The organism is Vibrio sp. C8, from assembly GCF_054051265.1.
The window spans coordinates 1-14,664 of sequence record NZ_JBPAOE010000014.1; the positions used below are offsets into that span (position 1 = coordinate 1).

14 protein-coding genes are annotated in these 14,664 nt (G+C 42.8%); 2 read left to right on the plus strand and 12 right to left on the minus strand.

Features of this window, described 5'->3' with window-relative positions; genetic code table 11:
- A partial coding sequence (locus ACRQQK_RS09755; RefSeq protein WP_457511207.1) for a tandem-95 repeat protein occupies window positions 1-4,560 on the plus strand: 4,560 nt, incomplete at its 5' end.
- 62 nt (window positions 4,561-4,622) lie between these two features.
- Here ACRQQK_RS09755 and ACRQQK_RS09760 read toward each other — a convergent pair.
- Together ACRQQK_RS09760 and ACRQQK_RS09765 are read right to left on the minus strand one after the other, a co-directional pair.
- Window positions 4,623-5,180: a DUF1415 domain-containing protein gene (locus ACRQQK_RS09760; protein ID WP_457511208.1), complete on the minus strand. Its 558-nt coding sequence runs from the start codon at window positions 5,178-5,180 to the stop codon at window positions 4,623-4,625.
- 43 nt (window positions 5,181-5,223) lie between these two features.
- The gene (locus ACRQQK_RS09765; RefSeq protein WP_457511209.1) at window positions 5,224-6,441 is read right to left on the minus strand and encodes an MFS transporter; all 1,218 of its coding nucleotides are present in this window, start codon (window positions 6,439-6,441) and stop codon (window positions 5,224-5,226) included.
- 134 nt (window positions 6,442-6,575) lie between these two features.
- Between ACRQQK_RS09765 and ACRQQK_RS09770 the strand changes: the two genes are divergently transcribed.
- Window positions 6,576-7,445, plus strand: coding sequence for a LysR family transcriptional regulator (locus ACRQQK_RS09770; protein WP_457511210.1), 870 nt, complete (start codon window positions 6,576-6,578; stop codon window positions 7,443-7,445).
- 20 nt (window positions 7,446-7,465) lie between these two features.
- Here the strand turns inward: ACRQQK_RS09770 and ACRQQK_RS09775 are convergent, their stop codons facing one another.
- From ACRQQK_RS09775 to fliD, 10 genes are all read right to left on the minus strand, one after another.
- Window positions 7,466-7,696, minus strand: a complete 231-nt coding sequence (locus tag ACRQQK_RS09775) for a glutaredoxin family protein (RefSeq protein WP_457511211.1) — start codon at window positions 7,694-7,696, stop codon at window positions 7,466-7,468.
- A gap of 176 nt (window positions 7,697-7,872) precedes the next feature.
- Complete coding sequence (locus ACRQQK_RS09780) at window positions 7,873-8,160, minus strand: hypothetical protein (protein ID WP_102964058.1); 288 nt, start codon at window positions 8,158-8,160, stop codon at window positions 7,873-7,875.
- Window positions 8,161-8,239: 79 nt separating this feature from the next.
- On the minus strand, window positions 8,240-9,226 hold the full coding sequence (locus tag ACRQQK_RS09785) for a flagellar motor protein MotB (protein WP_457511212.1): 987 nt from the start codon (window positions 9,224-9,226) through the stop codon (window positions 8,240-8,242).
- Window positions 9,226-10,083, minus strand: coding sequence for a flagellar motor stator protein MotA (gene motA, locus ACRQQK_RS09790; protein WP_457511213.1), 858 nt, complete (start codon window positions 10,081-10,083; stop codon window positions 9,226-9,228). Before motA ends, ACRQQK_RS09785 begins: the two co-directional genes overlap by 1 nt.
- Before the next feature lie 9 nt (window positions 10,084-10,092).
- On the minus strand, window positions 10,093-10,821 hold the full coding sequence (locus tag ACRQQK_RS09795) for a FliA/WhiG family RNA polymerase sigma factor (RefSeq protein ID WP_102964055.1): 729 nt from the start codon (window positions 10,819-10,821) through the stop codon (window positions 10,093-10,095).
- Between the two features lie 11 nt (window positions 10,822-10,832).
- Complete coding sequence (locus ACRQQK_RS09800) at window positions 10,833-11,330, minus strand: flagellar basal body-associated FliL family protein (RefSeq protein WP_457511214.1); 498 nt, start codon at window positions 11,328-11,330, stop codon at window positions 10,833-10,835.
- 23 nt (window positions 11,331-11,353) lie between these two features.
- The gene (locus ACRQQK_RS09805; RefSeq protein ID WP_457511215.1) at window positions 11,354-12,439 is read right to left on the minus strand and encodes a flagellar hook-length control protein FliK; all 1,086 of its coding nucleotides are present in this window, start codon (window positions 12,437-12,439) and stop codon (window positions 11,354-11,356) included.
- Between the two features lie 3 nt (window positions 12,440-12,442).
- Window positions 12,443-12,748 carry a LafD gene (locus tag ACRQQK_RS09810; RefSeq protein ID WP_425445581.1) on the minus strand — a complete coding sequence of 102 codons (306 nt, stop codon included), beginning with the start codon at window positions 12,746-12,748 and terminating at the stop codon, window positions 12,443-12,445.
- Window positions 12,741-13,127 carry a flagellar export chaperone FliS gene (gene fliS, locus ACRQQK_RS09815; RefSeq protein ID WP_042488807.1) on the minus strand — a complete coding sequence of 129 codons (387 nt, stop codon included), beginning with the start codon at window positions 13,125-13,127 and terminating at the stop codon, window positions 12,741-12,743. The genes ACRQQK_RS09810 and fliS overlap by 8 nt, the downstream gene beginning before the upstream one ends.
- 21 nt (window positions 13,128-13,148) lie before the next feature.
- Window positions 13,149-14,486: a flagellar filament capping protein FliD gene (fliD, locus tag ACRQQK_RS09820; protein WP_457511216.1), complete on the minus strand. Its 1,338-nt coding sequence runs from the start codon at window positions 14,484-14,486 to the stop codon at window positions 13,149-13,151.
- Window positions 14,487-14,664: the final 178 nt, after the last annotated feature.

Sequence of the window (14,664 nt, forward strand, 5' to 3'; positions counted from 1 at the left end):
ATTGAGTACACCATCAGTGATGGTAATGGTGGCACGGCTACCGCAACGGTGACGGTAACGGTCAATCCAGTAAACGATGCACCAGATGCGATAGACGATACATATAATGCTTCTCAAGAAACGATACTCTTTACTGAATCCTTCGAGGGTATGGCATCGCTATCTCCAGGTCGCTGGACCATTCTGTCAAACAGTGAAGTAAAAGATCAGAGTGCTTGGGAATCAACCAACGGTTTAGAAATTCAAAGTAACGGTGTATTGGCGGATACTAACGCTAGCGATGGTTCGTACTACGCTGAGCTAGACCCGAATAATAACACGTCAATCAAAGCGACAATTGATACAACAGGGCAAGATAGTATTCGTGTCGAATTTGATTATAACCCTCGTCAAGATGGTAACTCTTCATCAAACATGAGTTTTGCTGTAGGTTCAATTTTAGTTTCCCTGTCAGCGGATGGCACAGTAAGTACTTCTGATGACAGTGTCTCTGTGACTATTGAAGGTCCGGGTGCAGATGGCTGGTATCATGTCAGTGGTACGTTCCCAGCATCAAGTGACGGAAACACAGATTTAGCTCTATCGGGGGAAGGAAGTAGCGATAGCTATGGTGCGTTAGTCGATAATATTGTTGTTACCGGAATTGTGAATGCTGACCTGACTACCTCGGAAGATACTGCCTTAACTATCAGTGCAGCTGACCTGCTGGAAAATGATAGTGATCCTGATGGTGATACATTAACCATTACTTCGGTTAATGCAACTTCAGGTACGCATGGCTCAGTAGAGTTAATTGACGGAAAAGTAGTCTACACACCTGAAAGTAATTATAACGGAGTTGCTAGCTTCACATACACCATTAGTGATGGTCATGGTGGCACTGATACTGCAACAGTAACTGTGAATGTAACTCCTGAAAATGATCCTCCTGTGGCTCAAGACGATGGAAATACTGTCTCTAACGATCAGACAACTGCGGTTGGTAATGTACTGATTAATGATACTGACGTTGATACGCCTCACGAAGATTTGAAGGTTACATCAATCAATTATGATGGTGTTGATTACTCAGTTGATGAAAGTACGGGAGCAACAATCACAACGCCTTCTGGAACTTTGACTATTTGTAGCGATGGTAGTTATACGTTTGAGGTTTCCTCTTCCTCAACAACAGAAAACATCAATTTATCTGATTATGTTTCTGGGGCTGTATCTAATACTCAAACTACGAACGGTATTGAAGTATATGGATTAACATCAGGCAGCTATACCTATAAGGTCGGTGATGCAGTTTATGTTATCTCTAGTACTGAAACCCTAGTGAACAATGTATCTAGCAATCTATCTAGCAATGGCTCTGGAATTGGGGTTAAAGACTCAAATTCAAATTCAAATTCAAATTCAAATGAAAGTAAACTTGACCAGGGTGAATCACTAATCATTCACTTAGATGCTGGTGCAAGTACTGTCACTGTTGGGTTAAGTCAGGCTGACGACGAGGAAGTAACAATTTCAGTCTTTGATGTAAATGGTAAGCTGATTACGGACTATACATATGAATACACTTACATAGGAAATAGTCACAATGTGAGTGGTATAACTATTACATCGACTACTGCCGAAATAGGATACATAGTTTTTGAAGTATCAGATGATCTTAAGGGCAACAATAATTTCTATCGATTAGATGGTGATATTGAGATTTCATACTCAGGAACCATCGATTCTCAGTTCGAAGAACAATTCACATACACCGTTGAAGATGGTGATGGTGGCAGTGACACAGCAACGCTAACCATTAACGGAGAATATCCAGTTGATGATGCGCCTGTTATTACATTCGAAAGTGGTCAAGATAGTGTAGTCGTCTCTGAAGAAGGCTTGTCTGCTCTGAATGCTAACCCAGATTCTGAAGGCACATCTGATACAACTAATGCCACAATTGCTCAAGGTATATTTGCTGTAAGTGATGTTGACACAGATAGTAGCGATCTGTCGGTCTCTCTGACTGCTCCAGATGTGGCTTTATACTCCAACAATGTCGCCATTGAATGGTCAACTGAAAATGGAAATCTAGTCGGTAAAGCTGGTAATGAAACCATACTGGTAATCAGCCTATCTCAGGATTCTTCGAATCCTAGTTCATACAGCTACACTGTCACTTTGTTGGGTTCATTAGATCACGCAGATAAAACAGCAGAAGATACTTTGTCTTTTGATGTTGGTGTAGAAGTTTCTGATGGCACAAATACTGTCAAAGATTCTATTACAGTGACAGTAGAAGACGATTCTCCAGACGTTCCTGTAAATATCGTTGTCGATGCTGTTGAACATAATGAAACCACAACTGGCTCGTTGGGTGAATTCAACTTTACTCAACGACCAAATGATTCAGGTTGTCACAACAATAATGCGTACACCTTTATTGATACAAACTCAGGAAACTCAGTCTTTGTATATGCAATTGGTTTATTTGGAACTCATCATCATGAAGAGTTAACCTTCTCCAATGACAGTGGTATGGGCGTCAAATCGTCATCATTCTTTGGAATCATTAACGACAGAACTGATGGTGAAATCGATTATCAATATGGTAAATCAGAAAAGATAGTCATGGAGTTAGGTAACAAAGTCGCCTATGGAATGCAGGTGGGTTTGGCTGAGTTCTACTCCAATGAGGGTGAGAAAGGTAAGATCATCTTCTTGTTGGATGGCAAAGTTGTACAGGAAGAAGACCTGATTGCTACTCATAGTAATGGCAATTATTCGGCTAGCTTTAATGTTGCATCTGGTTTCGATGAAGTACGATTTGAAGCTGTGACAAACGATAACGGTTGTTATGCAGACAACAGTGATTACTCAATTAAATCTGTGTCGTTTGAAAGTTTAATTGTCGATCCTGTAATTGCGACCGATGAAGGAATTATTAGCGCTGATTTTGGTGCGGATGGCGCTGGTGTAATTACGTTAACAGGTGTAGCCGATACAAATATTAAAACGGCGGATGGTTTACCTGTAACCTTAGGGTCTACTGATGTGGTGGATGGGGTAAAAACTCAAGTCTGGGTAGATAGCCATGGCGATAAAGTTTTTGAAATTGAACTTAATTCGAGCACAGGTGAGTGGTCTTATAGACAGTTTGCTGAACTGGCAGAGGGTGATTCCGTTGAGATAACCTATGATGTCGTTGATGCAGATGGAGATATCGTATCGTCTATTGCACCAAATACCGGAACAGACAACGATTTCACATCTGGATTAAAAGGTGAGTTCTATAACGTAGGTTATCAACTTAGCACTATTGCTCAAGCTGTCTATGTAACCGAGCATCAGAACGCTAACGCTACGTTTACTTCTTCTGAAATCAGTTACATTGGGCAGGACTGGGATGATCTTGGCGATTACGATTGGAGAAACGAGTCCACGAATCTAGAATCATGGCTGGGTGATGATGCTCAATCAGTAGAGTTTAAGAACAAGACAGATTCAAACGATGCTGTGGTTCGTCTCACTGGTGGTGTCGCGCTAGATGCGGGAACATATTCAATAAAAGTAAATGCAGATGACGGCTATCGAATCATCATTGATGGGCGTACTGTGGCCTCTTTTGATTCGAACACGTCTGTGAGGTCTGAAGAATTTACTTTCAGTGTCGATGAAAATGGTATTCACCAAATTGAAGTTATCTATTGGGACCAAGGTGGCGCGTATGTCCTGGAGGTTTCTCTAAATGATGGTTCTGGTTATGAACTACTTGGCAGTGAGGCGTATCCAACTTATTCAGGCTATAACGTAGAAGTTACCGATTACGTTGACTCAGTAGACACAAGCAACAACGATCATCTAGTGGGTACCGCAGCCAATGATCATATTCAAGGTTTAGGTGCTCAAGACCATTTGTTTGGTGGTGCTGGTGATGATTGGCTCGAAGGTGGAGAAGGTGATGATCACTTGATCGGAGGCAGTGGTAAGGACATCTTAGATGGCGGCTCAGGTCAGGATTCACTGTCAGGCGGATCAGGTAATGACAAGCTTTATGGTCAGCAAGGTGATGATTCATTGTCGGGAGAATCTGGTAGTGATTATCTAGATGGTGGGCAAGGCCAAGATTACCTCTATGGTGGTTTGGGCAAAGACATTCTTGTTGGTGGTGACGGTGATGACAAGCTCTTTGGTGATGAGGGTGATGATGTTCTCATTGGCGGCAGCGGGCATGACCAACTAACAGGTGGATCCGGTAGCGATGTATTTGTTATAGAAGGTTCAAATAGCTCAGATACGATTATGGATTTTAACGTCCAAGAAGATATTGTCGATATTTCAGAACTTCTTAACATTGATAGCTCTAGTGATCATGATGCAATTCAAGCCTATCTAGACTCAGAGAGTTCTTCATTATCCATTACCGCTAATGGAGATGGTTCCGCGACCATCAGTGTTGCTGACCAGAACAATGCTTTGCACTCAGCAGGCAGCTTCGGTGCGGACTCACACATTGTGTCGGGTGATATCGTATCTGTTCTGTTTAACAATCATGAGTACACTCTGAAAGTGGACTAGCCCTTTAGCTAAATGTGAAAAGGCCGGAGTTATCTCCGGCCTTTCTATTTCTATCGAACAAATCAAAATAAATAAGGAAACAGCTTCTTCCTTTCTTCCGGACTGAGGTTACTTACTCGCTCAATATTGATATCCGGAATATCTTCTGGATTTGGGTAGTGCTTGAGAACCTTTTCCATGCTCTCTTCACGAATAAGGTGAAAGATTGGGTATGGCGAACGGTTAGTCAGGTTCTCAGCGTCTTCAGGATCGGTTCCTGCGAAATAGTAATCAGGATGGAAAGTCGCAACCTGGAAAACACCTTCCCAATCTTGCTGCTTGATCAGTGCTTCAACCCAATCAATAAAAAAGTTGTAGTCAACAAAGTCATTGAGCATATTCGGAACCACAACGAGAGTGGTTTCAAGCTCGCTGGGCTCTTTGGTATCTAATTCTAGTAACTGGTCTAGGATATCTTGCAGCAAGTTCTCTTCGCTCGCAGCTTCACTGACGAAAATTTTAATTTGCTTGTTGCGTTGTGGTTTGGCAGCAAAAGGGCAGAGGTTTAGCCCTATTACTACGTCATTCAACCATTGATTAACTTGTTGAGTAATAGTTTGATTATCAGTTGTTGAGCTCATATTTCTGTGTCGGTGCTATTATTTGCCGCAAGCATAACACAGTTTAGTGGGTTGAATTGAGCACCACTGATTGCCCTGTTATTGGGGTGCGCGCTGTCTGGCTGAGTTTCCAACATAAGGCAAACATTATGGCATAGATAACCAAGCCTGCTGCGGCAACCATAGTCCATCCACCGTGTTGCCAAAAATAGAGTAAGTAGAATCCACCCAAACTACCACCGATATAATAATGAGAAAGATATAAAGCCGTTGCAGTCGCTTTTGCTTCGGTTGCTTTTTGACTTACCCAAGCATAAGCCAGAGTATGAGTGAAGAACGCCCCAAAGCTAATCAACATCAAGCCAATAAGCATCATAGGAATGGAATCGATAATCGCCACGATCATGCCGCTAAGACTGATAAAACCGCCAGCGACCATACCTGAAATCGGAGAAAAGCGTTTGCTCCAGTTGGACGTTAACTTTGAACTCAAGGTGCCGGCCAAGTAACAAACGAAGATCAGAGACGCTAAACCAATAGGTAGGTTATAAGGTTCACTCACCAGTCTGAAACCCATAACCGAATAAAGATTGACGAACAAAGCGAAGTTAGCGCCACCAATCAGCATCGCAAACCAAAGTGTTTTGTTTGATAGGTGTTTTACCAAAGCGCGATTGTGGTGGAAGAAAAGACCGCGCTGTGGTTTGAAATTCTTCTGAACAGGTAACAGAATTAAAACCAAAACCGCACCCAGCAAAGTGAAGATAGCCGCAATAATAAGGGCTTGTTGCCAACCCAAAGCGTCGGTCAGCAAACCACCGAATATACGTCCGCTGATCCCACCTAATGAATTCGCCGCAATATATCCACCAATCGCTTTGCTAAATGCTTGAGGTGAAAGTTCTTCCACCATATAGGCAACGGCGACAGAGGCAAAGGCCGCCAATGCGACGCCAAGTAGTGCCCTCGCTGCAACCATTACCCAAAATTCGCCGCTGATTAACATCACTAGGCTGATAAAAGGCATTGCGAATAAACCGAGCAACATGACTCTTCGACGTCCTATCGCTTCTGAGGTAATAGCCCAAGGCACTAAACAGACTGAAAGTGCGAACGTGGAAGCAGCAAACAGCCAGTTGATCTGTGTTTCAGATACCGCAAAGTGCCTAGCCATATAGGGAAGCATGGGTTGAAACAGATAGAGATTGCAGAATACGAGGAATGAGCCAAATGCGAGAGCAAAAGTAACTTTCTTGTACTGCGGACTTTGTAATTCGATCATAGTGCTCTCAACAAACCATTAGGTGAGTAAAACTGGAAGACGATCACAAATTATCAGTGAAAAAGAAATTAATAAAATATATTAAAACTATAATCGCGATATAAATAATTTATAGATAACTGCTCGCTGATATTATGGAAACTCGTCACCTTAAATATTTCGTTGAAGTCGCACAGCATCAAAGCTTCACCCATGCTGCAAGTGCTTTGCATATTGCTCAACCCGCTTTAAGTATTGCGATTAAGAAGTTTGAACAACAATTGGGTGTTACTTTATTTAGGCGTGATGAAAGAAAGGTCAGCCTTACTCATGAAGGTGAAGTGCTGCTTGAACACGCGTTACGGATATTGCGACAACTGGAAGACGCACAACTGGCGGTAGATGAGCTAAAAGGTTTAGTTAAGGGAGAAGTGCGGCTTGGCACCCCCAGTATGATGGGGTCGTACTTCTTTCCCGAAATCATCATGGCATTTAAGAGTTACTTTCCCAACTTAAAAATGACCATGGTAGAGGCGGGTACTCAGTCGATTCGCAAAATGCTGCTCAATGGTGAGCTCGACATTGGCGTTATCCTCAATCACGATCTTCCGCCAGATCTTGAAGTTGACCCTCTTTTGTCTTCGCAAATGGTTGCTGTGGTGGGTAAAGAACACGAGCTTGCCGAGAAGAAAGAAATTGAATTTAAAGAATTTTTTGACCATGAACTGGTGATGTTTAAACCGGGGTATTTCCACCGTGACTTCATAGACAACACGTGTAAAGAACACAAGTTAACAGCCAATATCTCGTTTGAAACCAACTTATTGCCCATGATTCTTAGCATTGTGCAACATGAGTACGCGATTACCGCATTACTAGAGTTGGTGACTGACCACGAATCAGAAATTCGGGCGATACCGTTTAATCCGCCCGTATATTTAGATTTGGCACTGGCTTGGAGAAAAGAAGGTTACTTGTCGAATGCGGACAGAACCTTTATTGAGTTCGTGAAAAAATACGTTTAGGCCATTAGGCGTGGTAGGTGTTAGCCTTTTCCATACATACGATCGAAATTGTTCGGGTTCCAGCCAATCATTACCTGATCGCCAATTTTCAGCACAGGCACACTACGAGCACCTATAGCGTCGAGTTCTTTGCGCCCACGTTCCATCTTCGCGTTACATAAGCGGTATTTTATCCCTTTAGAATCAAGGTAACGTTGTGCGTCTTTGCAATGTGGACACTTGTCTTTAACGTATAAAACAACTCGTTTCATGGTATTCGCTCTGCTCGTAAAGTGGCTAAGTTAAGGTGGCGTAGAAAAGCGGCAAAGTTTACCGATACACAGATAATGATGCAAACCTATCTCTGCTTTGACGATAGTCTAATGCGCGAATCTTCACCAAATTTTCGCTACGTTATGGAGGCTCTATTTTAAGGCCTACAATTCACTTAAATTAGAAAGAAAAAGTAAAGAAAATAGATGAACGACAGCAGCGTAGCTGTAATCGTCGGATAAATGATATAGGTTTCGTATTTGGTTGTTTGTAGGAAGCAAAGACCGGTCAATATGACGTTGTATAAAACAAGTAGAAGACTTATCGAAGTGCCACTATTGATAGTTAAATGGGTTAACTGGAAAAGAAAGGTAGCCAGTAAAAAATAATCAACAACAATGAGCCATAAAAGCGCTTTTTTAAGATTGGCTTTTTCACAGCTCTCGTTGTTATGTCGATCCATGGTGTACTCAGTAAAGTTATAAGACGCTTAAAAAGATCACCCTCTGGTGTGTAATTATGGCTAGAGGGTGATCATATGCTTAAGATTTTTGGAGATTTCTGTTTGTGCTATCAACTTCTACAGGGTAGTTAATTGCTTCCTGACGTAAGACAGGTTGATTAAAGTCGGCTTTGTCCTTCGCCTTTTCAAGCTCATTGTCTTCGCTTTTAAATAGTGTTTCCAATACTAGTGATGCGGTCGTAGTGAGGATGAACAACTCAATTCGGCGGTTTTCACTGCCATTAGGATTTTCAGGATTAAGTAGCGCTCGATTTGACATCCCGGTCACTTGTAACACGCGTTCTTCCGGCATGCCTCCAGCAACTAAAGTTTGACGGGCGATATTGGCTCGATTCGCTGATAATTCCCAGTTGGTGTTGTGACTAAATGCGCGCTTAAAAGCAACGGAGTCAGTGTGTCCACTGATAATCAAAGAGTTTTTCACGCGTTGAAATATCGGAGCCAGAGCCAACAGCAAATCTTCAAAGTACGGTGTTAATTCTGTACCCCCACGATCAAACATATGTTGTCGGAAGTCATCTTGTAGAACGATGCGTAAACCTTGTGGTGTGACGGAAACGAACACATTACCTTCGGCATTTATCTGTTTGATCATGTTTTCGATCACTTTAGCGAGTAATGCCAACTCTTCTTGCGTATCAAAGGTTCCATCAATCAGTGAATCAGATTCAGGTCCTTCACCATCGCCACTATAAAACGATGTAACAGTATGATTGGAATCAGCTTTGCTTGGCACTGTCGATGAATTGGTTTCCAAATCAATAGGAGACAAACTTTGTGACGTGTCAAAAGGGTTTCCTGCGCTTTCAAAAATGCTGGCTTTCGCGATTTGAGCGACGATAGCTTGCCTTTCTTTCTCGTTGGAAACCTGCATGATCCACAGTACGAGGAATAGCGCCATCAAGGCTATCATGAAATCTGCGAACGCAACTTTCCAGGCTCCTCCGTGGGATTCATCGTGTTCATGCGCCTTAGCGCGTTTGAACACTATATGCTCCTTTTGCATTATACCTCCTGCTCAGTTAGCCATTTTTCCATTTCGTTAAAAGTTGGCTTGATGTCTAACTGAATGTGTTTACGGCCAGCGTCAATCGAAAGCAACGTAGGTTTTTTTGCTACGTATGCCACAAGGCTTGCTCGAATACATTCGAAAGTAGACATATTGCGTTTAACTCTTTGCGCCATGGCATTGCTTAGTGGGTCTAAGCAGCAGTAACAACCAAAAATACCGATAAAGGTGCCAACAAGTGCAGCAGCAACATGATGGCCGATAAGGGCGATAGAACCGTCAATTGATTGCATTGTAATAATAATGCCGCCTACAGCCGCCAAAATACCAAATCCCGGTAAAGCTTCGGCTGTGCGTTGAATCGACCTTGATGGCACCATTAAATCCGCCTGAACAGCGTCTATTTCCTGTTCGAGTAATCCTTCAAGCTCATGAGGTGACATCTGTCCCATTGCCATAAGACGAAGGTTGTCTGCAATAAAGGCGACGACTCTATAGTCTTTAGCAATGCGAGGGTAGCGAGAGAATATGGAGCTGCTCTGTGGGTTTTCAATATGTTGGTCCAGAGATTTAAATCCACTGGTACGTACAGTCTCTAGAAGGATCTGTAATAGAGCCATCAGCTCCATGTAGTATTTCTGTTCTTCTTTGGGTTGACGCAAAATCATACGCAACTGAAGACGTATTTCCTTAATAACATGAGGCGGATTACCAATGATAATTGAACCTAAAGCTGCACCAATAATGATAAGAAATTCAGCCGGTTGCCAAATGGCAATTAGGCTGCCGCCAGCCCACATATAGCCGCCAAATACACATACTAAAATAATGATGGCGCCAAGAAACTTTTGCATAAGTGACTCCTAAGAAGACAAATGATGATTGAGTTGGTTGAGCGCCTGTTTGTGTAACTGACAAACACGGGCTGGTGTTAAATCGAGTACGAGCGCAATTTCGTTTAGGTTAAGTTCATGTTGATAAAACAGCGTTAGTAGTAGCTGGTCGCGTTTATTCAGTTGTTCTACTGATCGTTCCAAGCTTCGACGAGTATGTTCATGTGAAATGCTGTCGTAGCCGTCTTCGGAAAAATGCTCAACGCCGTTTTCAATCAGTTGATCGAGGCTTTGCATTTCTCCAGCAACTAACGCATTTAGACGAGAATGATAGTCTTCCCCGCTGGTTCCCAGGGCCTGAATGATTTCACTTTCAGACGGTTGTCTTCCGAGTTTTCTCGTTAAGTCACGAGTAACATCATTCAGTTCGTGTGCGTCTTGTCGTGTCTTTCTTGATCGCCAGTCTAGCCGACGCAGTTCATCTAGAATCGCTCCTCGGATACGGCATACGGCGAACGCCGGAAAGTTGGGGTCATCAATGTCACCATAGCGGCGTCCTGCTTCGAGTAAGCCGATTAATCCGATTTGTTGCATGTCTTCGATACTGCAATGAGTATTGGCATGAACGCGTAATTGGTTAGAAACCCTTTTCACTAGATGTTGAAATTGACTGAGTAGGTAATTTTCATCAATGGCAACAGCAGGGGTGTTTATATCTTCTGAATGACTGTAAGCGTCTTGATACTGCATGTCCAACATACGTTCCGACCTTACTGCACGACAAATTTAGTAAGAAGTACATCGTCGATGTTATGAAGAATATCTGTTTTATCAAACGCTGAAAGAACGGACTGTTTCACTTCGTTCTGCAATTTGTCGATGATGCCGTCTTGCTGAATATCTTCATAGGTTTTATCGCTAAACAGTTTGATCATTGAGTTGTGAACAACAGGCATATAATCGTTTATGTTTTCAATGGCTTCCGGGTATCTGGTTTCCACGGCAATTTCAAGCATAAGGAAATGATTTTGTTTTTCCCCTTTAATACTGAGTACTACTTTCTCTAGCGAACGAAAACTTGGAGCTTGTACGCCTTCTTGCGAGTTGTAGGTTAGAAAAGACAATGGGGATTGAGCAAACCAACTATTTGATTCGCCATTGTTTGGGGATTTTAGATACATAATACCGCCAAAAACGATACCACCTGTAACGAGCATGTTAGTGACAAGTAGCATGATAAACATTGTGATAATTTGTTTTTTGGACATAACTATTTCCTAGGATATTCGCTTTAGGCTTGTGCACTGAGCCAATGTTCAGACGTTGGTGTATAGTCTTGGTCTAAAGAGGTTTCTCTCGCTTCATAAATTCTGCCGCTTTGCTCTTCAAAGGTTTGACTTTGCTGTTGATTGCGTTGTTCTGAGCCCACGTTGACATCAACATTGACGAAATTTTGTTCCTGAAGTTCAGCACGTAAACGATCCGAAACCTGCATTAGGGCTTCTCGTGTCGCTGCATTATTTGCATTGATTTGTACACTTAGACGATCCCCTTCTATTCGAACGACCAAATCCAGTTTTCCAAGATCCGGTGGGTCGAGACGAATCTTTGCTTCCTGAAGGTTTTGCTGTGCTTGTAGCGTGACACGATCATGCAGTACCTGAAGCATTTGCTCGCCCCATTTACCCGCTTGAGTATCAATGCGTAAGGTAGCCCATTCTGGTCGGTTTTCACCTGCTGTTACGTTTGTAGTAGATGAAGAGTGTAGGGGGGCTGATTGTGCTGTTGGAGATAGCGGTGATGCCCCTATGTTACTGAGCTCACTATTGATTGCGCTGACAAGTTTGATGTCTGCAACAGGCGTATTTGATGTCCCACTGTTAACTTCCGGGTTTGTTAACGGAGTTTGCAATAAATTCGAGCTTGTAACTTGATTTGTGTTTGTAGCTTGGGGAACTGATATCTGGTTGTTCAATGTGCCAGCTTCAGCCCCTGTTATATTTCTGCCTTGAGTATATTGTCCATTAGCAAAATTAAACCCAGATAATGTAACACCTTGTGCGTTGCTTCTGGATTCAGGTTTGTTCATCTCTTGCACAATATTAACTGTAGGCGGAACCAACATGGTTAGCTCTTGCTGACTATCATCACTGACTTGTTGCTCGTCTGACGCTGTGGCGTGTGGATGATCGTCCGCAGCAGGCCTATGTTCCGTTTTGGACAAAGCGGAATTCAATGGAATTTGAACAAGAGTAAAGGCTTCAGCGTTTGCTTGCCCATCGCTATTAAAACTACGCGCCTGGTGCACTGATTGAGTAAAAGAGGCATCCTCTTTTACAGGTGATTTCACTTGTTGAGTTGTAGTTAGTCCTTGCAAAAACTAGTCCTCCATTGACATCGCTAACTGATAGGCCAATGTACCTTCCTGTTGCTCGTTAACTTTGGACATTTGAGCTTCCAATTTTGAACTCGCTTCTTTTAGAGCGTTATAAGCCGCTTTATGTGCAGCTTTTACATCAGCAACATGCGGGGCAATACGTGGATCTGTTAGAGAGTCTCTACCCGCACTTAAAAGTTCACTAAGCTCAGAGTCGTAACGGGCAATAGCATGCCAATCCTGCATTTTTGTCGCTATGGTTATCCGTTGAGTCAGAAAGCGGAAACGCTCCGCTGAAACCTTACGCATGTTGCCCAAAATTAACCCATCCTTCTCTAATGTTGCCCATCACTGTTTCAACATTGGTTAAGCGTTGCACGTCTTTCTGCACGCTAGCTTGATACAGCTCGATTTGGCAGAAGTCGTATAACTGATGTAGGTTTTCAGCGAGCTCACCACCGTTCTCCATGTCGAGAGCACTGTCTAAACCAATTAAAATGTTCATACATTTACTTATGCCTGCACCTTTGGCCGCTAGACGCCCTTCAGCAAGGTGGCCACGGATACGCTCTACTTCATCGAGTAGACCGTCGATAAGCATAACGACCAACTGGTGTGGAGTTGCTGCTGCGGCTTGAGCGTTTAAGTCCACTTGTTGGTATGAGTCATAACCAGAATCCATTAACATAAAGTCTCTCCTAGATCAGACTTAGCCGAACATCGACATTGTCTGATTCATTTGGGTAATAATTTGGTTCATTTGGGTAAATTGCTTCAGGTAGCGGTTGTAAGACATCTCATATTTTCGTTCTAAGGCTTCTTGTCTATCGCTAATACGATCGAGAGTTTGGCGTAACGCGTCTTTACGTGATGAAAACATACCTGTTGAAAACTGGAGATAAGGCTCCATCATTTCATCAATAGAATCTAAAAGATTACCGTCACCATTGAAGAAGGTGTTCAAAGCCTGACTATTGGTCGTCTGAGCTTCTTTGAACTTGTCGCTATCAATACTCATACTTCCATCACGACTGATTTCAATGCCAAGATCAGCGAGGCGTATTCCAGAAAATTGCTCACGTACAATCGTTTTGAGCTGAGTTTCTATGGAACGAACGGTTGAATCTCCTGCCAGTACACCACGGGCAGTGTCTTCTCCACCGATAGTGGTGTATTTGTCTATAGTCGACATTAAGCTGTTATAAGCTTTGATAATCGAATTCATCTGTTCAGTAGTGCCTTCCTGATCCGGCGCAACTGTCATCGATATTGGCGTCTCACCCGATGTTTGTGCTTTAGATACCGTGATATCGACACCATCAACAACGTTTTCGAAAGTGTTGCTACTACTGGTTAACTGGAGACCGGATCCTTGGGCACCGGCCCAAATGATCGCATCTTGTGGTGCGGTGATTTCTGTCAGATTAGCGAAAGCATTTTCAAACCATGCTTGGCCTGTACCTGAAGCACTAACATTAATCGCGTTGTTAACGCCGGTTTCTTCACTGGAAAGCATAAAGTAGGTTTGGCCGTTCGAGCGTACCAGCGTGGCGTTAACGCCGGGGTTGCTACTGTCACTGTTAATCGCAGTGACGAGTTCCGCCATGGTTGATACACCGTCACTATTACTATCAATAGTGGATAGGTCTAAAGACATAGTTTCGCCATTGATACTAAAATCGAGCGTTCCTGTTGAAGGCACTACAGTGCTAGCATCTAAGTTAACTGGCATATCGGCGGAAACTTGGTGAGCTGTTGCAATTTGTTCCACAAAAAACTGGTAACTGCCTGAAAGTGCGGTAGCGTCGGCTGTCGCAGAAAGGTAACCATCAGAAGAGGCGGTCGCACTATTTTTTACGATGCTACTAGTCGAACTGTTTATATCATTAATAGCGGTGCGAAAATCTCTCAGAGCCGTTTCTATCTTGCCTAGTGCTGTCAGTTGAGATTGATACTGAGTATTCTGTGTATCATAACGAGTTTGAAATGCCTGCACGTCATAAGTTGCAAGCTGTGTTGCCATCGTTATTGGATCTATCGAACTCATTTGTTTTCTCCCTGATATCAGCCTGAGTGCTACTTATATCTGGCTATACATAGCTGATTTGAATAAACGTTCATTTCAAGATGCGTGCCAGTTAAATTGTTTATATAAAACAAGTATATAGATGTGATAATTAGTAAAGGCGGAAGCTCTGTTTCCATAGGATGAGTTCCGCTTTTCC